This window comes from Halomonas korlensis, from assembly GCF_900116705.1.
GTDB lineage: Bacteria > Pseudomonadota > Gammaproteobacteria > Pseudomonadales > Halomonadaceae > Halomonas > Halomonas korlensis.
The window spans coordinates 228,731-249,962 of the sequence record NZ_FPBP01000004.1 but is presented as its reverse complement, the minus strand read 5'-3'; the positions used below and the strand labels follow the sequence as shown (position 1 = coordinate 249,962).

At 65.1% G+C, this 21,232-nt stretch carries 17 protein-coding genes; 16 read left to right on the top strand and 1 reads right to left on the bottom strand.

Annotated elements, in window-relative coordinates:
* Window positions 1–2: 2 nt before the first annotated feature.
* From frr to tilS, 15 genes are all read left to right on the top strand, one after another.
* Window positions 3–560, top strand: a complete 558-nt coding sequence (frr, locus tag BM341_RS07785) for a ribosome recycling factor (protein WP_089794611.1) — start codon at window positions 3–5, stop codon at window positions 558–560.
* A 56-nt stretch (window positions 561–616) separates the two neighbouring features.
* Complete coding sequence (gene uppS, locus BM341_RS07780) at window positions 617–1,405, top strand: polyprenyl diphosphate synthase (RefSeq protein ID WP_089794609.1); 789 nt, start codon at window positions 617–619, stop codon at window positions 1,403–1,405.
* Window positions 1,398–2,198 carry a phosphatidate cytidylyltransferase gene (locus tag BM341_RS07775; protein ID WP_089794606.1) on the top strand — a complete coding sequence of 267 codons (801 nt, stop codon included), beginning with the start codon at window positions 1,398–1,400 and terminating at the stop codon, window positions 2,196–2,198. Before uppS ends, BM341_RS07775 begins: the two co-directional genes overlap by 8 nt.
* Complete coding sequence (gene ispC, locus BM341_RS07770) at window positions 2,198–3,394, top strand: 1-deoxy-D-xylulose-5-phosphate reductoisomerase (protein ID WP_089794604.1); 1,197 nt, start codon at window positions 2,198–2,200, stop codon at window positions 3,392–3,394. The genes BM341_RS07775 and ispC overlap by 1 nt, the downstream gene beginning before the upstream one ends.
* Before the next feature lie 45 nt (window positions 3,395–3,439).
* The gene (gene rseP / locus BM341_RS07765) at window positions 3,440–4,798 is read left to right on the top strand and encodes an RIP metalloprotease RseP (RefSeq protein WP_089794601.1); all 1,359 of its coding nucleotides are present in this window, start codon (window positions 3,440–3,442) and stop codon (window positions 4,796–4,798) included.
* A gap of 146 nt (window positions 4,799–4,944) precedes the next feature.
* Entirely contained in the window at window positions 4,945–7,287 is a 2,343-nt protein-coding gene (bamA, locus tag BM341_RS07760) for an outer membrane protein assembly factor BamA (protein WP_089794599.1), read from the top strand.
* Between the two features lie 40 nt (window positions 7,288–7,327).
* Window positions 7,328–7,834, top strand: coding sequence for an OmpH/Skp family outer membrane protein (locus BM341_RS07755; RefSeq protein ID WP_089794597.1), 507 nt, complete (start codon window positions 7,328–7,330; stop codon window positions 7,832–7,834).
* A gap of 28 nt (window positions 7,835–7,862) precedes the next feature.
* On the top strand, window positions 7,863–8,903 hold the full coding sequence (gene lpxD / locus BM341_RS07750) for a UDP-3-O-(3-hydroxymyristoyl)glucosamine N-acyltransferase (protein WP_089794595.1): 1,041 nt from the start codon (window positions 7,863–7,865) through the stop codon (window positions 8,901–8,903).
* A gap of 131 nt (window positions 8,904–9,034) precedes the next feature.
* Window positions 9,035–9,478 (top strand): 3-hydroxyacyl-ACP dehydratase FabZ, encoded by a 444-nt coding sequence (fabZ, locus tag BM341_RS07745; protein WP_089794593.1) that lies wholly within the window; start codon window positions 9,035–9,037, stop codon window positions 9,476–9,478.
* On the top strand, window positions 9,475–10,242 hold the full coding sequence (gene lpxA / locus BM341_RS07740; protein ID WP_089794591.1) for an acyl-ACP--UDP-N-acetylglucosamine O-acyltransferase: 768 nt from the start codon (window positions 9,475–9,477) through the stop codon (window positions 10,240–10,242). Before fabZ ends, lpxA begins: the two co-directional genes overlap by 4 nt.
* A 23-nt stretch (window positions 10,243–10,265) precedes the next feature.
* Window positions 10,266–11,474 (top strand): lipid-A-disaccharide synthase, encoded by a 1,209-nt coding sequence (lpxB, locus tag BM341_RS07735; RefSeq protein WP_089794589.1) that lies wholly within the window; start codon window positions 10,266–10,268, stop codon window positions 11,472–11,474.
* Window positions 11,471–12,082 carry a ribonuclease HII gene (gene rnhB / locus BM341_RS07730; protein WP_089794587.1) on the top strand — a complete coding sequence of 204 codons (612 nt, stop codon included), beginning with the start codon at window positions 11,471–11,473 and terminating at the stop codon, window positions 12,080–12,082. Before lpxB ends, rnhB begins: the two co-directional genes overlap by 4 nt.
* A 66-nt stretch (window positions 12,083–12,148) precedes the next feature.
* Window positions 12,149–15,649 (top strand): DNA polymerase III subunit alpha, encoded by a 3,501-nt coding sequence (gene dnaE, locus BM341_RS07725; protein WP_089794585.1) that lies wholly within the window; start codon window positions 12,149–12,151, stop codon window positions 15,647–15,649.
* Between the two features lie 103 nt (window positions 15,650–15,752).
* Complete coding sequence (accA, locus tag BM341_RS07720) at window positions 15,753–16,706, top strand: acetyl-CoA carboxylase carboxyl transferase subunit alpha (RefSeq protein WP_089794583.1); 954 nt, start codon at window positions 15,753–15,755, stop codon at window positions 16,704–16,706.
* Window positions 16,707–16,712: 6 nt separating this feature from the next.
* Complete coding sequence (gene tilS, locus BM341_RS07715; protein WP_089794581.1) at window positions 16,713–17,993, top strand: tRNA lysidine(34) synthetase TilS; 1,281 nt, start codon at window positions 16,713–16,715, stop codon at window positions 17,991–17,993.
* On the opposite strand, the gene ppx is transcribed toward tilS, so the two are convergent.
* A complete protein-coding gene (gene ppx / locus BM341_RS07710; protein WP_089794792.1) occupies window positions 17,973–19,508 on the bottom strand; it encodes an exopolyphosphatase in 1,536 nt (511 codons plus the stop codon). The genes tilS and ppx overlap by 21 nt on opposite strands.
* A gap of 462 nt (window positions 19,509–19,970) precedes the next feature.
* On the opposite strand from ppx, the gene rho reads away from it, so the two are divergent.
* A complete protein-coding gene (rho, locus tag BM341_RS07705) occupies window positions 19,971–21,230 on the top strand; it encodes a transcription termination factor Rho (RefSeq protein ID WP_089794579.1) in 1,260 nt (419 codons plus the stop codon).
* The last annotated feature ends 2 nt before the right edge of the window (window positions 21,231–21,232 follow it).

Below are 21,232 nucleotides of genomic sequence, written 5' to 3'. Positions count from 1 at the left end.
ACGTGATCGACGATATCAAGAAAGATGCGGAATCCCGCATGAAGAAGAGCCTCGAGGCCCTTCACAGCAATCTGAACAAGATTCGTACCGGGCGCGCCCACTCCAGTATCCTGGATTCGGTAACCGTGGAGTATTACGGCTCTCAGGTGCCGCTCAATCAGGTGGCCTCGATCAACACCGAGGACGCCCGCACCCTCTCCGTGGTGCCCTGGGAGCAGAACCTGGTGCCCAAGATCGAGAAGGCCATCATGACCTCCGACCTCGGCCTCAATCCGGCCAGTGCCGGCAACGTCATTCGCGTGCCGATGCCGATGCTCACTGAAGAGACTCGCAAGGGGTACATCAAGCAGGCGCGCCAGGAAGCCGAGCATGCCAGGGTGGCGGTGCGCAACGTGCGTCGTGACGCAAACGGCGATATCAAGACGCTGCTCAAGGACAAGGACATTTCCGAGGACGAGCAGCACCAGGCCGAAGAAGCGGTGCAGAAGCTGACCGACAGGTTCATCGCCGAGATCGACAAGACGCTGGAAACCAAGGAACACGACCTGATGCAGGTCTGAGGACCCAAGGGCAAGACCCGTCGCCCGTTTTCAGCACACCTTTCATGCGAGACATCATGACGCCACCGCAGCTTCCCGACTCCCGTTTCGACAGTGGCCCGAGGGCGCCTGTCGAGAGTGGTATGCCACGCCACGTGGCTATCATCATGGACGGCAACAACCGCTGGGCGAAGGCGCGTGGATTGTCAGGCATCAGAGGCCACCGGGCTGGCGTCGAGGCGGTGCGTGCGGTGATCCGTCGTGCCGCCGAGCGCGGCATCGAGACGCTGACCCTGTTTGCCTTTTCCAGCGAAAACTGGAAGCGTCCCAAGGCCGAGGTCAGCGCCCTGATGGAGCTTTTCCTGATGGCGTTGAAGCGTGAGGTCAGAAAGCTCAACGACAACGGTATTCGCCTAACGATCATCGGCGATCGCACCGCGTTTTCAAGCTCGATCCAGAACCATATCGCCCGCGCCGAGGCGCTGACCCGCGACAACACGCGCATGCACCTGGTGGTCGCCGCCAATTATGGGGGCCGCTGGGACATCGCCAGCGCGGCGCGTCGGCTGGCCGAGCGCGTCGCCGCCGGTGAGATGGACGCCGAGGACATCGATGAACAAGCCATCGATCGGATGGTCTGCCTGCCCGATGACGCTCCGGTCGATCTGTGCATACGCACCAGCGGCGAGAAGCGTATCTCCAACTTCCTGTTGTGGCAGATGACCTACGCCGAGCTGTATTTCACCCCGACGCTCTGGCCCGATTTCGGCAAGGCGGCCTTCGACCAGGCGCTGGATGATTTTCGTCACCGCCAACGGCGCTTCGGCATGACCGATGAGCAGGTCGAGGCGCACCGTAATGCTTAAGCAGCGCATCATCACGGTGGCCTGGTTGGTGCCACTCATGCTGGTCGGTCTCTTCGGCCTGACGGGGGGCGCCTTCGCGTTGTTCACCGCCATGATCGTGCTGCTCGCTGGGTGGGAATGGACCCAGCTGGCCGGCGTCGAGGCGCCTGGCGCGCGGCTGGCGCTACTCGGCGGCCTGGCGGTGTTGATGGGGTTGCTGTGGCTCTCGGGCGCGCTGCTGGCGACCTGGCCGCTGTGGCTCGCCCTGGCAGGCTGGTTGGTTAATCTGTATTGGGTCACCCGCTACCCCGACCGCGTTTCGCAGTGGCATTCCACCCGACGACGACTGGCCATGGGCCTGTGGGTGTTATTGCCCGCCTGGGTCGGCCTGTACCTGTTGCGGGAGACCGGCGCCGCCTGGCTGTTGTTTCTGCTGCTGCTGGTGTGGGGCGCCGATATCGGCGCCTATTTCGCCGGCCGCAAGTTCGGCAAGCGCAAGCTGGCCCCGCGGGTGAGCCCCGGCAAGAGCTGGGAGGGCGTGTTCGGGGGCATGGCCGTAACCGCCGTGCTGGCCGTGGTCTTCGCCTTCTGGGAAGGCCTGGGTGCCGGCGGCTTCGTTGCTCTGCTGGGCATCACGCTGATGGTGACGCTGGCCTCGGTGCTGGGGGACCTTCTCGAGAGCATGCTCAAGCGTTATCGGGGACTCAAGGATTCCAGCAACCTGCTGCCAGGCCACGGTGGTGTGCTCGACCGGATCGATAGCCTGACCGCCGCCTTGCCGTTGTTTGCCTTGCTCACCGCAGGAGGGCTGTGATGGTCGATACCGCTCCTCGCCCTCGCGGCGTGACCGTGCTGGGCGCCACCGGCTCGATTGGTTCCAGCACCCTGGACGTGATCGCTCGCCATCCCGAGCGCTATCGGGTGCATGCCTTGACCGCGCATCGCTCTCGGGAGGCCTTGCTTGAGTGCTGCCGCGTGCACCGTCCCGCCGTGGCAGTGCTGGACGGTGAAGAGGACGCTGGCTGGCTGCGCGAGCGACTTCGGGCAGCGGGGCTCGACACCGAGGTGAATGCTGGTCCGGAGGCGCTGGTCGAGGTGGCCAGGGCCAGCGAGGCCGATGTGGTGATGTCGGCGATCGTCGGCGCCGCGGGGCTGCTGCCGACCCTGGCGGCGGTGCAGGCCGGCAAGCGGGTCCTGCTGGCCAACAAGGAGGCCCTGGTGATGTCCGGGGCGCTGTTCATGGACGCGGTGAACCGACATGGCGCGACCCTGTTGCCGATCGATTCCGAACATAATGCCATTTATCAGTGTCTACCCGTGGAGCATCGCGGCGGCCTTGAACACCATGGTGTTTCACAGCTGCTGCTCACCGCCTCGGGTGGGCCCTTTCGCGGCTGGTCGCGAGGGGACCTTGCCGGCGTGACACCGGACCAGGCCTGTGCGCATCCCAACTGGTCGATGGGGCGAAAGATTTCGGTAGACAGCGCCACGCTGATGAACAAGGGGCTGGAGCTGATCGAAGCCTGCTGGTTGTTCGACGCCCGCCCCGACCAGGTGGAGGTGGTGGTGCATCCGCAGAGCGTTATTCACTCCATGGCCGCCTATGCCGATGGCTCGGTGATCGCCCAGCTGGGCAACCCTGACATGCGCACCCCGATCGCCTATGGGCTGGCCTGGCCGGAGCGCATCGAGGCCGGCGTCAAGGCGCTGGACCTGTTCTCGGTGGCACGACTCGACTTCGAGCCCCCCGACGAGACCGCGTTTCCCTGCCTGCGCCTGGCACGCGAGGCGATGGCCGCGGGTGGCACTGCGCCGGCCGTGCTCAATGCCGCCAACGAGGTGGCTGTAGAGGCCTTCCTCGCAGGAAGGCTCGGCTTCACCGGCATCGATGAGCTGGTGGGCTGTACGCTAGAGGCCATTGCCGTGGAGTCCGCGGTGGACCTCGAGACGATACTCGAGGCCAATGCGCACGCCCGTCGGGTCGCTCTTGAGCGGCTCGGGCATCATTAAGGCGCGACGCGACGCCCCCTTAACGCAACCCGGGAGGAGACTGCCTTGGGCCTGATCCAGAATGTGCTGGCCGTCATCGTGGTGCTGGGCCTGCTGATTACTTTTCACGAGTTCGGCCACTTCTGGGTGGCCAGGCGATGCGGTGTGCGGGTGCTACGATTCTCGGTGGGCTTCGGCAAGCCGATCTGGTCGCGCCTGGATCGCCACGGCACGGAATTCGTGCTGGCGGCTATTCCGCTGGGCGGTTACGTCAAGATGCTCGACGAACGCGAGGCACCGGTGCCTGAAGAGCAACTGGGCGAGGCCTTCAACCGCAAGAGCGTCTGGCAGCGAATCGCTATCGTCTCCGCCGGGCCGCTGGCCAACTTCCTGCTGGCGATCGTGGCCTATTGGGCGCTGTTCGTGGTCGGCACTACGACGGTGGCGCCTGTGGTGGGTGACGTCGAACCCGACTCCCCGGCGGATCGTGGCGGCCTGCAGGCCGGCCAGGAGATCGCGTCGGTCCAGGGCGAGGCGGTACGTTCCTGGGAAGAGATCAACCTCAAGCTGGTGGCGGCCATCGGCGAGAGTGGCGAGTTGCGTATTGGTGCTCGGAATGACGCCGAGAGCGAGCCCCGCGAGCATCGTCTGCCGGTACAGGACTGGCTGGTCGGACAGGACCCGCCCCGGCCGCTGCCAAGTCTGGGGCTTACGCCCTGGCGACCCGCTTTTCCGGCAGTGCTGGGCCAGTTGGTCGAGGGCGAGGCGGCCGCCGAGGCCGGCCTCGCCCTTGGCGATGAAGTGCTGGCGGTGAACGATGAGCCCGTGGAAGACTGGCCGCATTTCGTGGATATCGTGCGCGCCAGCCCCGGCGAGCCTCTGGTCGTCGAGGTGCTGCGTGATGGCGAGCGGCTCGAGATAGAGCTCACCCCGGGTCGCAACGAGCTCGAGGATGGCATGGCCATCGGTTATATCGGTGCCGGGGTCGAGCCGGTGGAATGGCCCGAGGCCTATCGTCGCGAGATCCGCTACGGGCCGCTGGCCGCCGTGGGGCATGCGATGGCACGTACCGGCGAGATGTCCGTGCTGACCCTGGATGCGATCCGCAAGATGCTGGTGGGCCTGATCTCGCCGAGCAATCTTTCGGGCCCGATCACCATCGCGCGTATCGCTGGCGACTCCGCGCGCTCCGGGCTCGAGAGCTTCGTCGGCTTCCTGGCCTATCTATCGATCAGCCTGGGCGTGCTGAACCTGTTGCCGATTCCGGTGCTGGATGGCGGACACCTGCTTTACTACTTCATGGAAGTGGTGCGTGGTCGGCCGGTCTCCGAGAGGGCCCAGGCGGTGGGGTTGCGGTTGGGGCTGGCGGTGGTCGGCACGCTGATGATCATGGCGATCTATTTCGACTTGATGCGCCTGTGGTGATGGGGGAAATGCGCCTTCGCTAATAAGGTGGCAATGGGTGACGCCAGGCGGTAGAGCAATCGCTCTCGCCTTGTCAGTCACCCGTACAAATGTATAAGGTGCCTGTCTGGACAGGTTTGGCAGATCAACGCGAGCGAATCGACTGCATGAAAATCAAGACCATCGGACTAGCGGCGCTGCTGCTCGTTGGAGCCGCGACGGCTCAGGCGGAACCCTTCGAAGTTTCCGACATTCGAGTTGAAGGCTTGCAGCGGGTCTCCGCCGCCTCCGTATTCAATGCCTTTCCCGTCAGCGCTCGTGATCGTGTGGATGACCGTGAACTGGCCGACGCCACCCGTGAACTCTTTGCCACCGGCCTGTTCGAGGACATCGAGCTCGCCCGAGACGGCGATGTTTTGATCATCCAGGTGGTCGAGCGTCCAACCATCTCCCGGCTGGAGATCAGCGGCAACGAGCAGATTTCCGATGAGGACCTGCGCCGGGGCCTCCAGGAGGCTGGCCTGGCAGAAGGGCAGGTGCTGCAACTCTCGACCATCGAGGAGATCCAGCGTGAACTCGAAGGGGTCTACCAGGCCCAGGGGCGCTACAGTGCCCGCATCGACACCGAGGTCGAGCCGATCGACGAGGGCCGGGTTCAGGTCAATATTGATATCAACGAAGGGGCCGTGGCCAAGATCCGCCAGATCAATATCGTTGGCAACGAAGCCTTCAGCGATGAAGAGCTACTTGACCTTTTCGAGTTGGAAGACAAGCCCGGCTGGATGTTTGGCTGGTTCTCAAGCGACGAATACTCCCGCGAGGCGCTATCCGGAGACCTCGAACGTCTACGCTCTCATTACCTCGATCGTGGCTACGTTAACTTCAATATCGCCTCCACCCAGGTATCGATTGGTCCCGACCAGTCGGAGATCTTCATCACGGTGAATGTAGAAGAAGGCAGCCAGTATCGCCTGGGCGATATCGCCTTCACCGGCGACCTGCAGATCAGCGAGCGCGAGGCGCGTGAGCTCCTGGAGGTCACGCCGGGCGACATCTTCTCACGCAGCGATGTCACGTCCTCCTCCGAGGCCCTGCGCTCGCGCCTGGGTGCCGAAGGATACGCCTTCGCTACTGTCGATGGCGTTCCTCAACTGGGCAACGATGGCGAGACCGTCGATCTGGTATTCCAGGTAGACGCTGGTCGTCGCGCCTATGTGCGGCGAATCGAATTCGCTGGCAACACCACCACCGAGGATGAAGTACTGCGCCGCGAGATGATCCAGCTCGAGGGTGCGCCGGCCTCTACCGAGTCGATCAGTCAGTCGCGGGAGCGCCTGGAGCGCCTCGGCTTCTTCCGCCAGGTCGATGTGCAGACGCAGCCAGTGGCGGGAGAAGAGGACAAGCTCGATGTCACCTATACCGTCGAGGAGCAGCCGTCCGGCTCCATCTCGGCGAGTGTCGGCTTCTCCCAGAACGCCGGGGTGATCTATGGGGCCTCGCTTTCCCAGAACAACTTCCTCGGTACCGGCAATCGGGTGAACATCGGCGCCCAGCGCAGCGATATCTTCACCAGCCTCAACTTTGGCTTCACCGATCCTTACTGGACGCTGGATGGGATCTCGCGGGGCTACAATCTTTTCTACCGTGAGACAGACTACGAGGACTCGGATATTTCTACCTATTCGACCGATTCCTTCGGTGGCGGGATCAACTTCGGCTACCCGATCAACGAGCTCACGCGCCTCAACTTCGGCGCCTCGGTGGAAGACCTGTCGATCAAGACCTACAACGACACGGCACTCGAGATCGACGAGTACGTGAGGGATCAAGGAGCCGATGCCCAGAGCCTGAAGCTCACGGGCAGCTGGACCCGCAACAACCTGAATCGCGGCATCATGCCCACCGCAGGGAGTTACCAGCGACTCTCGCTGGAAACGTCGGTGCCGGGCAGCGACGCCCAGTACTACAAGATGCGCGCCGAGGCACGCCACCTCTTCCCGCTCAACGACGCCGAGGAGTGGGTGATGAAGTTCAGTGGCGAGCTGGGCTATGCCGATAGCGTCGGCGATGACCCCTTCCCCTTCTACGAGAACTTCTATTCGGGGGGCTTGGGCTCGGTACGCGGCTTTACCTCCAATACCCTGGGACCGCGCACCACACCGCCTTCCAGCACCGATCGCGATCGCACGATGGGCGGTAATGTGCTGGTCGAAGGCAGCGCCGAGCTGCTCTTCCCGCTGCCTTTCGTCGAAGATCGCCGCAGCATCCAGTCGGGCTTCTTTGTCGATGCGGGTAACACTTTTCTCTCCAGTTGTTATGACGTGCCGGCGGGCGAGACATCCAACTGCAGCTCCGGGGTAGACCTGGGTGACCTGCGCTACAGTGCGGGGATCGGGCTCTCCTGGTTGACGCCGGTAGGCCCGCTCACTTTCAGTGTGGCCCAACCACTCAACGAGCAGAGCGAAGACGACACCCAGTTCTTTCAGTTTTCGCTCGGTCAGACGTTCTGATCGCGCCTGCTGCCTACCATGCCTTGCAAGGAGCACGACCATGCGAAATTTGACCGCCTCATTGAGTATCGTGCTGCTCGCCGCGCTGGCGCTGCCGGCCCACGCCGCCGAAGTCGCCCTGCTTGACTGGCGGCGCGCCTTGATGCAGACCGACGCTGCCCAGCAGTCCATGAGCGACCTGCAGAGCCGCATCGGCAGCCAGCAACAGCAGGCCGAGTCGCTGGGCCAGGAGCTCCAGCAGATGCAGCAGCGGCTGCAGCAGGAGGGTCAGCAGATGGCCGAGGGTGAGCGCCAGTCCGCCATGCAGGAGTTCCAGCAAAAGGGCGCCGAGTTCGAGCAGTTGCGCCAGCAAGTCATGCAGGCGCAGCAACAGGCCGAGCAGGAATTCCTGCAGCAGGCCGAACCCATGCTGGAGCAGGCGGTGGATCAGGTTATCTCGCGCCACGGCGTCGAGGTGCTGGTCGACCCGCAGGGAGTGCTGCATACCGATGCGGACCTGCAGGATTTGACCGAAGAAGTGACTCAGATCCTCAACTCACTGCTGTAACTCAGCCTAGCCACCGGGCCCGGCCATCATGACGTCAACAGACTCACCGACCCTTACCCTCGCCGACGTGGCCGAGCAACTCGAGGCCAGGCTGGTGGGTGATCCTTCGCGTCGGGTAACGGGCCTGGCTACCTTGCGCGAAGCCGGTCCCTCGCAGATCGCCTTTCTCGCCAACCGCGCCTACCTCAAGGATTTGCCGGGCACTCGGGCAGGTGCTGTGCTGCTGTCGCCCGAGTTGGCCTCAAGCTGTCCGGTCGATCGGATCGAACTGGCCAATCCGTATCTGGGCTACGCGGCCTTGTCACGGCTGTTTGATCCCCTGATGCGGCGAGAAAGAACAGGCATTCACTCCTCGGCCGTGGTCGCGAAAGGCGCCATTCTGGGAGAGGGCATCGAGGTCGGCCCCAATGCAGTGATCGAGGCTGGTGTCGAGTTGGGTGACGAGGTGGTGGTGGGACCGGGCAGTGTGGTGGGCGCCGATTCGCGTATCGGCAAGGGCTCACGTCTGCACGCCAACGTGACGGTTTATCACGGCGTGGTCATCGGTGCGCGGGCCATCCTGCACAGTGGTGCGGTGATCGGGGCCGACGGCTTCGGCTTCGCCCATGACGGGGCCGGTTGGCAGAAGATTGCCCAGCTGGGCGGCGTGATACTGGGCGACGATGTCGAGGTGGGTAGCTGCTCTAGCATCGACCGCGGCGCACTCGGCGATACGGTCATTGGCAACGACGTCAAGATCGACAGCCAAGTGCAGATCGCACATAACGTGCAGGTCGGCGACCATAGCGCCCTGGCCGGTTGCGTGGGCATCGCCGGATCGACGCGGGTGGGCCGGCACTGCATGCTCGGTGGCGGGGTGGGGCTTTCGGGGCATCTCACGCTTTGCGATGGCGTCCAGGTCACCGGAATGAGCCTGGTGACCAACTCGATCCTCGAGCCCGGTGTCTATTCATCCGGTACCGGCGCGATGCCCAACGCCCTGTGGCGCAAGAATGCGGTGCGCTTCAAGCATCTGGATGACCTCGCCAAGCGTCTCGCCCGGCTCGAGAAAAGCGGGCGCAGCGGTTGAGCAGGCCAAGCGGGATGGCCAGCTTGAGTGTGCCGCGTGCAGCGCTATAATCCTTCGCCTGCCCGACGGCATTTCACGTCGGCTCGTGCCCGCCCGGTGGCGGGCATTTCGTCTTTTCAGAGGTTGCAACGATGGTAATGGACATCAACGAGATTCGTGATTATCTCCCCCACCGCTACCCGTTCCTGCTGGTGGATCGGGTGACGGAGCTTACGCTGGGCGAAGCCATCGTTGCCTACAAGAATGTCAGCATCAACGAGCCGTACTTCAACGGCCACTTTCCGCACCATCCCATTATGCCCGGCGTGCTGGTGCTCGAATCCCTGGCCCAGGTCTGCGGGATTCTCGGCTTCAAGACCGTCAACAAACTGCCGGCTGATGGCTATGTCTACTATCTCGTCGGCAGCGATAACGTACGCTTCAAGCGCCCGGTGATGCCGGGCGATCGGGTCGTGCTCAAGGCGAACGTCATTCGCGAAAAACGCGGTATCTGGAAATTCGCCTGCCAGGCGACGGTAGACGGCGAGCTCGCCTGCGAAGCGGAGATCATCTGTGCCGAGAGGAAGGTCGCTTGATACATCCCACTGCTCTCATCGATCCCGCGGCACACCTGGCCGATGATGTCGAGGTGGGGCCTTTCACGGTGATCGGCCCCGATGTCGAGATCGGCCCCGGGAGCCGCATCGGCCCTCATGTGGTGATAAAGGGCCCCAGCGTGCTCGGTGCGCGAACCCGGATCTTCCAGTTCGCCTCGGTGGGCGAGGACTGCCAGGACAAGAAGTACGCCGGCGAGCCGACCCGCCTGGTAATGGGCGATGATAACGTCATCCGCGAAGGGGCGACCCTGCATCGCGGCACCGTTCAGGACCGAGGCGAGACGACTATCGGGTCCCGCAACCTTTTCATGGCCTATGTGCACGTCGGTCATGACTGCCTGGTCGGCAACGATTGCGTCCTGGCCAACCAGGTAACGCTGGCCGGGCACGTCGATCTGGGTAACTTCGTGATACTTGGTGGTCTATCGGCCATCCATCAGTTCTGCCACTTTGGCGATCATGCCATGGCGGGAGGTGGCTCGATCATCACCAAGGATACCCCTGCCTACATCATGATCAGCGGCAATCCGGCCCAGGCTCACGGTCTCAACCTGATCGGGCTCAAGCGCCGCGGCTTCTCCAAGGAGTCGATCCGCGCGCTGAGCGAGGCCTACAAGCTGGTCTACCGCCAGGGGTTGACGGTTGAGCAGGCGCTGGAGCAGATCCATGCGCGCTTCTCGTTGCCCGAGACCGAGACCTTCGCCGCCTCCATCGAGCTCTCGACGCGCGGAATTATCCGCTGACGAGACCCCAGCATGAGCTGCACATGACAGTCAGGCGTGTCTATCTCGTCGCCGGCGAACTCTCCGGCGACCTTCTCGGTGCCGGCCTGATGCGAGCGCTCAAGGCGCGGCATCCTAGTGTCGAGTTTCGGGGCATCGGGGGGCCACGCATGCTCGAGCAGGGCATCGACAGCCGGTTCCCCCTGGAGACCCTCTCGGTGATGGGGCTGGTCGAGGTGATCAAGCATCTCCCGCGCCTGGTGCGGGTGCGTCGGGAACTCAAGCGCGACGCGCTGGCCTGGCGGCCCGACATCATGCTCGGCATCGACGCCCCGGACTTCAACCTGGGGCTGGAGCGGCAACTGCGCGAGGCCGGCGTGACCACTGCCCACTACGTCAGCCCCTCCGTGTGGGCCTGGCGCCAGGGGCGGGTCAAGGGAATCGCCCGCGCGGTGGACGCCATGCTGACTTTCCTGCCCTTCGAGGCTGCTTTCTACGTGCAGCATCGCGTGCCGGTGGCCTTCGTCGGTCACCCGCTGGCCGACGACCTGCCGCTCGACAACGACCGCCAGTCAGCGCGACGCGTGCTGGGTCTTGACGAGGCGCGGCCGGTGCTGGCGATACTGCCGGGCTCACGGGCCAACGAGATCCGCTTTCTGGGCGAGACCTTCCTCGATACCGCGCAGCGTCTCTGCGAGAAGCGCCGCGATCTCCAGATAGTGATTCCCGCGGCGACACCGCAGCGCCGCGCCGAGCTCGAAACGCTGCTGGCTTCACGGCAAGCACTGGCCGACCGGGTGACGATACTCGATGGCCTGGCGCGCGAGGCCATGGTGGCAAGCGACCTGGTGCTGCTGGCCTCGGGGACCGCGGCGCTGGAAGCGATGCTCTGCCATCGATCCATGCTGGTGGCCTACCGCATGGCGCCGGCGACCCACTGGCTGGCCAGGCGGCTGGTCAAGACGCCGTGGATTTCGCTGCCCAACCTGATCGCCCGCGAGGCGCTGGTGCCCGAGCTGATCCAGGACGCCGCCACGCCGGAGGCCATTGCCGGCCGACTCTCGGCCATGCTCGACGACCCCGAAGGGCGCCAGGCGCTGGAGACGCGCTTTGTCGGCATGCATGCCGGGCTGCAACGCGATGCCAGCCGCCGCGCGGTTGATGCCATCGAGGCCCTGGTCGACGGCCGCCCGTTGCCCGACAGCGTTTCGCCCGAAAACGCCGTGGCCGTCACGAGGGACGCAACTCGATGAGCGCCAGGGAGCTGCCCCCGCTGGTGATCGACTACACCGGCACGCGTCTGGCCGGTGTCGATGAAGTCGGCCGGGGTCCGCTGGTCGGGGCGGTGGTCGCCGCCGCGGTGATTCTCGACCCGGCCCGGCCTATCGACGGGCTCAAAGACTCCAAGGCGCTCAGCGCCCGCCGGCGCGAGGCGCTCGACCGCGAGATCCGCTACTATGCGCTGGCCTTCGCGCTGGCCGAGGCCAGTGCGGCCGAGATCGATGCGCTGAATATCTTTCATGCCACACACCTGGCCATGCGGCGCGCCATCGATGCCCTGTCGCCGGCTGCCGAGTACCTGCTGGTAGACGGTAATCGTCTGCCCGGGCATCATGTTTGCGGCCAGGCGGTGGTCAAGGGCGACGCCCGCCATCCGGCGATCGCCGCCGCCTCGATACTCGCCAAGGTAGCCCGCGACGCCGACATGGTCGCGCTCGACGCCCGGCATCCCGGCTATGGGTTCGCGCGCCATAAGGGCTATCCGACGCGTGAGCACCTGGCCGCGATTGAATGCCTGGGGCCGCTGCCGGAGCATCGGCGCTCCTTCGGCCCGGTGAAACGCCAGCTGGGGCTATCCTGACGTCCACGTCCTGAGCCAAGCCACGCGAAGCCGTTTTTCTGTAACACCCAATACTCCGAGTCCCCCATGACCACGCCCTTCGTTCATCTTCGCGTTCATACCGAATACTCCCTGGTCGACGGCTTGGTACGCCTCAAACCGCTGGTCAAGGCGGCGGGCGAGCAGGGCTCGCCGGCACTCGCGGTCACCGACGAGGCCAACCTCTTTGGCCTGGTCAAGTTCTACAAGACCGCCCAGGGCGCCGGCCTCAAGCCGATCATCGGGGCCGACCTGTGGCTGGCCAACCCGCACGATGCCGCGCACCCCTACCGCCTGACGCTGCTGGCCATGAACGCTGCGGGCTATCGCAACCTCACCGAGCTGATCTCGCGAGGCTGGCTCGAGGGGCAGCGTCAAGGGCGGGCGCTGCTCGACAAGGCCTGGGTGCTCGAACAAAGTGATGGCCTGATCGCGCTCTCCGGGGGCCGCGATGGCGAGATTGGTCGCCACCTGCTCGCCGATCATCACGACGAGGCCCGTGTCCTGCTCGAGGAGTGGAGCGCCGCCTTTCCGGGGCGCTTCTATCTGGAGCTGATCCGTACCGGTCGGTTGCAGGAGGAGGAGTGCGTGCACCTTTCGGTGGATTTGGCGCTCGAGACCGACACGCCGGTGGTGGCGACCAACGACGTGCGCTTCCTGGAACGCGACGATTTCTGGGCCCACGAGACCCGGGTCGCCATCGGCGATGGCAAGGCGCTGGACGATCGGCGTCGTGAGCGCCATTACACCGAGGAGCAGTACCTCAAGAGCCCGGCGGAGATGGCCGAGCTGTTCGCCGACATCCCCGAGGCGCTCGAGAACAGCGTGATGATCGCCACACGCTGCAACGTCGACGTGCGATTGGGCGAGATATTCCTGCCGGAGTTCGCGATTCCCGAGGGCATGACCCAGGACGAGTTCTTTCGCAAGGTGTCCCACGACGGTCTCACCGAGCGCCTGGACTTCCTGTTCCCGCCGGCGCGCTACCCCCGCGACGGGGACGAATATGCCGAGATCGACAAGCGCTATCGCCAGCGGCTGGACTTCGAACTCGACATCATCCTGCAGATGGGTTTCCCCGGTTACTTCCTGATCGTGATGGACTTCATCCAGTGGGCCAAGGACAACGACGTGCCGGTGGGGCCGGGCCGCGGTTCCGGCGCCGGGTCGCTGGTCGCCTATGCGCAGAAGATCACCGACCTCGACCCGATCGGCTACGATCTGCTGTTCGAGCGCTTCCTCAACCCCGAGCGGGTCTCGATGCCCGACTTCGACGTCGACTTCTGCATGGAGAAGCGCGACCGGGTGATCGATTACGTGGCCGAGCGTTACGGCCGCGACGCCGTTTCGCAGATCGTCACCTTCGGCACCATGGCCGCCAAGGCGGTGGTGCGCGACGTGGCGCGCGCCCAGGGCAAGCCCTATTCGCTCGGCGACAAGCTCTCCAAGCTGATCCCCTTTGAAGTCGGCATGACGCTCGCCAAGGCCATCGACCAGGAGCCGGCGCTCAAGGAGTTTCTCGAGGCCGATGAGGACGCCCAGGAAATCTGGGAGATGGCGCGACGCCTCGAGGGCATCACTCGCGGCACCGGCAAGCATGCCGGCGGGGTGGTGATCGCCCCCACCAAGCTCACCGACTTCTCGCCGCTGCTCTGCGACGAGGACGGCTCGGGCCTGATGGTGCAGTTCGACAAGAACGACATCGAAGAGGCGGGGCTGGTCAAGTTCGACTTCCTGGGCCTGCGCACCCTGACCATCATCGACTGGGCGCTGGAGATGGTCGACAAGGTGCGCTCGGTCGAGGGCCAGGGGCCGCTGGACATCGACACCATTCCCCTCGACGACGCGCCGACCTTCGAGATGCTCAAGAAGGCCGAGACGACCGCGGTGTTCCAGCTCGAGTCGCGCGGCATGAAGGAGCTGATCAAGCGCCTGCTGCCCGACTCGCTGGAGGACATGATCGCGCTGGTCGCGCTGTTCCGTCCCGGCCCCCTGCAGTCGGGCATGGTCGACGACTTCATCAACCGCAAGCATGGCCGGGCGGAGATCTCCTACCCGCACCCCGACTACCAGCACGAGCTCCTGAAGCCGGTCCTGGGGCCCACCTACGGCATCATCCTCTACCAGGAACAGGTCATGCAGATCGCCCAGGTCATGGCTGGCTACAGCCTGGGCCAGGCCGACCTGCTACGCCGCGCCATGGGCAAGAAGAAGCCCGAGGAGATGGCCAAGCAGCGCGACGGCTTCATGGAAGGCTGTGCCGCCAACGGCATCGATCGTGACCTGGCAGGCAATCTCTTCGACCTGGTGGAAAAGTTCGCCGGCTACGGCTTCAACAAGTCGCACTCGGCGGCCTATGCGCTGGTCTCCTACCAGACCGCCTGGCTCAAGGCGCATTATCCCGGGCCGTTCATGGCGGCGGTGATGTCCACCGAGATGGACAATCTCGACAAGGTGGTACCGCTGATCGAGGAGTGCCGCCACCAGGGCCTGACCGTGACCCCGCCGGACGTCAACGTGGGCAGCTACAAGTTCAGCGTCGACGACCAGGGGCGGGTGGTGTATGGCCTGGGCGCCATTCGCGGCGTCGGCGAGGGGCCGATCGGCGCCATCGTCGAGGCCCGCCAGCTCGATGGCCCGTTTGCCGATATCTTCGATTTCTGCCGTCGCGTCGACCCCCGGCGCATGAACAAGCGCACCCTCGAAGCGCTGATCCGCTCCGGGGCGCTGGATACCCTGGGGCCGAGCCGGGCGGTGCTTGCCGCGGCGCTCGAGGATGCGCTGAAGGCCGCCGCCCAGAACCAGTCGAACCAGAACCAGGGCATGATCGACATGTTCGGCGAGGCCTTCGTCGATGAGGCGTCCGACGATGCCTATGCCGACTACCGGGGCGCCCGGGAATGGACCGACAAGGAGCGCCTGGCCGGCGAGAAGGATACGTTGGGGCTCTACCTGACCGGCCATCCCATCGACGAGTACGAGCACGAGCTGGCTCGCTTCGTGTCCACCCGCATCAGCGACCTCAAGCCGTCCCGCGAGCCCCAGCGGGTCGCCGGCCTGGTGGTGGGGATGCGCACCATGAAGTCGAAGCGCGGCGACACCATGGCCTTCGTCACCCTCGATGACCGTACCGGGCGCATCGAGGCATCCCTGTTCGGTGAGCTCTATCATCAGCTGCGCGGCCGTATCGAACCCGACCAGGTGCTGATCGTTGAGGGCGAGGTGTCAAGCGACGACTACTCAGGCGGCCTGCGCCTGCGCGGCAAGGAGATCACCCCCATGGTGGCGGCGCGCGCCCGCTACGGCCAGGCGGTGGAACTCTCGCTGGACGGCGCGCTGGCCAACGGACGCCTGATCGACAGCCTGCGTGCGAGCCTCGCGCCCTGGTGCGATGCCGAGGGCCTGCCGGTGCGCCTGCGCTACCGTAACGCCGAGGCGTCGGGCTGGCTGGAGCTCGACGAGGCGTGGAAGGTCACGCCCAGCGACGAGCTGCTGATCAGCCTGCGCGAGGTGCAGGGCCAGGAAGGCGTGCGCCTGAAATACCGCTGAGGCTCCCGGGGTCGCCTTGCGTGGGGCTCTCAGGGTGCGATAATGCACGCCATTCGACGTTTCGCCGCAGTCGAGCCCAGGCCGACGAGGACAAGGCAAGCCCATGAATCCCAATTATCTTGATTTCGAACAGCCCATCGCCGAGCTCCAGGCCAAGATCGAGGAACTGCGCCTGGTCGGCAACGACAGCCAGGTCAATCTCAGCGACGAGATCGGCCGGCTCGAGGAGAAGAGCCGCAAGCTCACCGAGTCGATCTTCAAGGACCTGAGCCCCTGGCAGGTCTCCCAGCTCTCGCGTCATCCCCAGCGGCCTTACACGCTGGACTACCTGGAACACGTCTTCACCGATTTCGACGAACTCCACGGGGATCGCAACTTCGGTGACGATGCCGCCATCGTCGGCGGTGTCGCCCGGCTCGACGACAAGCCGGTAATGGTCATCGGCCATCAGAAGGGCCGCGACGTCAAGGACAAGGTGCGGCGCAACTTCGGCATGCCGCGCCCCGAAGGGTATCGCAAGGCCTGCCGGTTGATGGAGATGGCCGAGCGTTTCGCCATGCCGGTGCTGACGTTCATCGATACGCCGGGCGCCTACCCGGGGATTGACGCCGAGGAACGTGGCCAGTCCGAGGCCATCGCCTACAACCTGGCGGTGATGTCGCGCCTGAGGACGCCGATCCTCGCGACCGTGGTGGGCGAGGGCGGCTCCGGCGGGGCGCTGGCTATCGGCATCTGCGACGAGCTGTCGATGCTGCAGTTTTCCACCTATTCGGTCATCTCGCCCGAGGGCTGCGCCTCCATCTTGTGGAAAAGCGCCGACAAGGCGTCCGACGCCGCCCAGGCCATGGGTATCACCGCCGAGCGCCTGCAGGAACTGGGCTTTGTCGACACCCTGATTCCCGAGCCGCTGGGTGGCGCGCATCGCCATCCGGTAACGACCGCCGAACGGGTCAAGTCTTCCCTTCTGGCAAGCCTCGAACGCCTGGAAGCGATGGATACCGATGCGTTACTCGAAAGGCGCTACCAGCGGCTGATGAGCTATGGCGCCCCCATCTAGTCGGCCATGTCCCTTCAGTTCCTTATCGACGACGCCCTGGCCCGGACCCCGCCGGGGCGTGGCGTCTGGGTCGCCCTCTCCGGCGGGCTCGACTCCTCGCTGCTGCTGACGCTTGCCGCCAGGGCACGCGATCGCCATCCGCGCGCCTTGCGCGCCATTCACGTACACCACGGCCTGCAGAGTGCCGCCGACGACTTCGAGGCGCATTGCCGGCATCTTGCCGCGCAACTGAGCGTCCCACTGACCGTCGAGCGGGTCACCATCGAGCCGGCGGGCGGGCTCGGCCTGGAAGGCGCGGCCCGGCAGGCGCGCTACGCGGCCTTCGCGCGTTGCGTGCCCGTCGGCGATACGCTGTGGCTGGCGCAGCATCGCGACGACCAGGCCGAGACCTTCCTGCTCGCGGCGCTGCGCGGGAGCGGCGTGCGGGGCCTGGCGGCCATGCCGGCGAGGCGCGACTGGCAGGGGCGCGAGCTCGGCCGGCCGCTGCTCGGCGTGTCGCGGGCCGACCTCGAGGCCGAGGCGAGACGGCTTGCGCTGACCTGGACTGAGGACCCGTCCAACGCTGACCTGGAACTGGATCGCAACTTCCTGCGCCGCAGTATCCTGCCGCGACTCGAGAGCCGCTGGCCCCTGGCGGCCGCCTCCCTGGCCCGTAGCGCGACCCTGGCCGGGGAGGCCGATGCCTTGCTGACCGAGCTGGCCGAGCTGGACCTGCAGCGTCTCGGAGGCGATCCGGGACGCTTGCCGATAGCGGGATTGACGGGGCTATCACCGGCGCGGTGCCGGTTGTTGATCCGCCACGCGTGTGCGCTGAATGGCCTTCCTACGCCGCCGGCCGCGCGCCTGGCGAGCCTGCTGGATCAGCTCGAGGCCAGGCGCGATGCCGAGGTGCATATTGCCTGGCCGGGCGCGGCGGCGCGGCGCTGGAGCGGTGCGCTGTACCTCATGCCAACGCTATCCGGCCTGCCGTCGCCATGGGAAGCCGAGTGGGACGGCCGAGCACCGCTCGTGACCCCGTTGGGTGAGACGATCCTTCGTCTGGAACCTCATTCGGCGCGGCCGGTTCGGCTGCGAGTGGCGCCACGCCGCGGCGGCGAGCGGCTGCGGCTGGCGGGGCGCGGCAGTCGCGACCTCAAGCGGTTGCTACAGGAGGCCGGCTTGCCGCCCTGGGAGCGCCAGCGGGTGCTGGTGGTGCACCATGGCGACCAGGTGGTCGCCGTGATGGCGCCCTCGCTGGTGAACTGGCTGGCCTTCGCTGAGGGGTGGTCAGGCCTGAGCGAGGCGTAGCGAAAACCCGACGGCCTGCTGGAAGCCGATCTCCTGCTCCAGGTCGGTCATCAGCAGTGACGGCGTATCGTCGCTCGCGAAGGCCACGATCAGCTCGTCGTTATCGGCCATGAGGCGCGGCAGCGCGGGCGCCTGCTCGGGGCGCGAGTGGTTGATCAGCACGGCCAGGCGCAGCAGTCTCACCAGACGGGCGTGGGAGCGCTGTTCGGCGGCGGGCAGGGCCTTCCATTCCTTGAGCGGAAACTTGCGGCGATGGCCGCGCACCAGGAAGGCCAACAGGCGCTGCTCCGGTCGCGAAAAACCCGCCAGGTCGGAGTGTTCCAGCAGATAGGCGCCGTGGCGGTGGAACTGGCTGTGCGAGATCGCCAGGCCGATCTCGTGCAGGCGGCTCGCCCAACCGAGAAACCGCGCCTGGTCGTCATCGAGCGACCAGGCGTCCCGCACCTGGGCGAACAGCGCCAGGGCGGTATCGGCGACGTTGTCGGCCTGGCGAGCATCCACGCCGTAGCTGCGCTCCAGATTCTCCAGGCTCTTGAGCCGCGAGTCCTCGGGGCTGTTGCGGCCGACCATGTCGTACAGCACCCCTTCGCGCAGGGCGCCATCGGCATAGCGCATCGTCTCCAGTTCGAGCGCCTCGAAGATCGCGCAGAGGATCGCCACCCCGGCGGGGAAAACGCGCGCCCGGTCGGCCTTGAGACCCTCCAGGGACACCTTGTCGAGGCGCTTGAACTTGACCAGGCGATCGCGCAGGGCGAAGAGCCCCTCGCGCGTGATCACGCCGTCGGGCGTCTCGCTGGCCGCCGCGATCACTGCCGCGGCGGCCTTGATGGTGCCGCTGGAGCCCACCGGGTCAGACCAGCCCAGCCGAAGGTAGGGGCGCTGGATATTGGCAAGCTCCGACAGCGCCGCGAGCTCTGCCTTGCGAAACCGCTTCTCGCTGATGTCGCCATTGGCGAAGAAACGCCGGGTATAGGTCACGCAGCCCATGCCCAGGCTCTCCAGCGCCAGGGGCTCGAAGCGCTCGCCGATGATGAACTCCGTGGAGCCACCGCCGATGTCGACGATCAGGCGTCGTCCATTCTCGGCCAGCGCATGGGCGGCCCCCAGGTAGATAAGCCGGGCCTCCTCGCGGCCGGCGATGATCTCGATGCGCGTCCCCAGCAGGGCCTCGGCGCGCTCGATGAACTCCTGGTTGTTGTCGGCGTCGCGCAGCGCGTTGGTCCCTACCACACGCAGATATCCGGGCGGGATGTCGCCGAGAAAGGGCGCGAAGCGCGACAGACAGTCGAGCGCGCGTTGTATGGCGTCTTCGCTGAGCCGACCGTCATCGCCGAGCCCTGCCGCCAGCTGCACCTTTTCGCCGAGTCGCGCGACCACCTGGAGACGCTCGTCGTGATAGTTGGCTACCAGCAAGTGGAAACTGTTGGAACCCAGGTCGATGGCCGCCAGGCGATGACGGACGGCAGGCGGCGTGTCGGGTAAAACGGCGGCGAGGCGGCCGGTAGCCGAGTCCATGGGCGGTGTCATGACGTGTCCTTGTGATATCCTTGCCCGCAGGTTGCGATGGTGGACCAATGCTGTCAATCGATGATCCGCTGCGCGATCAGTCGGGGCTTGCGTTTGCCGACGGCCTTGACTAGTATCGAGTCGTTCGCTTGTTCCGAATGCTTACCGACCGTTTCAAGGCGTTTACGCCACGGTCAATTTTCAAGTCGTCAGACAGCCCTCTGCATCAGTTCGTGAAAGGCCTCCTGGCCGAGATCCGCTGATCAGGCGAAAACGAACCTGCTCCCTCGATTCCGATATCGGCCCGGCTACCCCTCTCGTGCGGTTCCCTGCCCATGGCCATATGATGCAACACGACGAGTGGCAGCCTGTCCGGGCTCTGAACGCATCCACACGGCGTAATCGTCTCGCCTCCTGTCTTTTCACGGCGCCTGGCCGCCCGGCTTCCACGAGCAACCTCTGAACACACCGATGAATCTTACCGAACTCAAGCAAAAGCCCGTGCCGGAACTTCTGGAGACTGCCCGCGAGATGGGCATCGACAATCTGGCACGCTCCCGCAAGCAGGACATCATCTTTGCCATCCTCAAGAAACACGCCAAGAGCGGCGAGGACATCTATGGCGATGGTGTGCTGGAAATCCTCCAGGACGGCTTCGGGTTCCTGCGCAGCGCCGACAGTTCCTATCTGGCCGGCCCCGACGATATCTATGTATCGCCTTCGCAGATCCGTCGCTTCAACCTGCGCAAGGGGGACTCGATCTCCGGCAAGATTCGCCCGCCGAAGGAGGGGGAGCGTTATTTCGCGCTGCTCAAGGTCAGCCAGATCAACTTCGACCGGCCGGAAAACGCCAAGCACAAGATCCTCTTCGAGAACCTCACGCCGCTGTTCCCCCAGGAACGCATGCGCATGGAGATCGGCAACGGCTCCACCGAGGATCTGACCTCGCGGATCATCGATCTGGTCGCGCCCATCGGCAAGGGCCAGCGCGGCCTGCTGGTCTCCCCGCCCAAGGCGGGCAAGACGCTGATGCTGCAGAATATCGCCACCTCGATCACGCGCAACAACCCCGAATGTCATCTGATCGTGCTGCTGATCGACGAGCGTCCTGAGGAAGTCACCGAGATGTCGCGCACCGTGCGTGGCGAGGTGGTTGCCTCGACCTTCGACGAGCCGCCGGCGCGTCACGTGCAGGTCGCCGAGATGGTGATCGAGAAGGCCAAGCGCCTGGTCGAGCACAAGAAGGACGTGGTGATCCTGCTCGACTCCATCACCCGTCTGGCGCGCGCCTACAACACCGTGGTGCCGAGCTCCGGCAAGGTGCTCACCGGCGGTGTCGATGCCCATGCCCTGGAAAAGCCCAAGCGCTTCTTCGGTGCGGCGCGCAATATCGAGGAGGGCGGCAGCCTGACCATCATCGCCACGGCGCTGGTCGATACCGGCTCGAAGATGGACGAGGTGATCTTCGAGGAGTTCAAGGGCACCGGCAACATGGAGGCCCATCTCGACCGCAAGCTGGCCGAGAAGCGCGTCTATCCGGCCATCAATATCCGCCGCTCGGGCACACGCCGCGAAGACTTGATCGCCTCCGAGGACGAGATGCAGCGCATGTGGATCTTGCGCAAGCTGCTCAATCCCATGGACGATACCGCCGCCACGGAATTCCTCATCGACCGTCTGAAAGACACCAAGACCAACCTGGAATTCTTCGAAGCCATGAAGCGTCGGTAAGC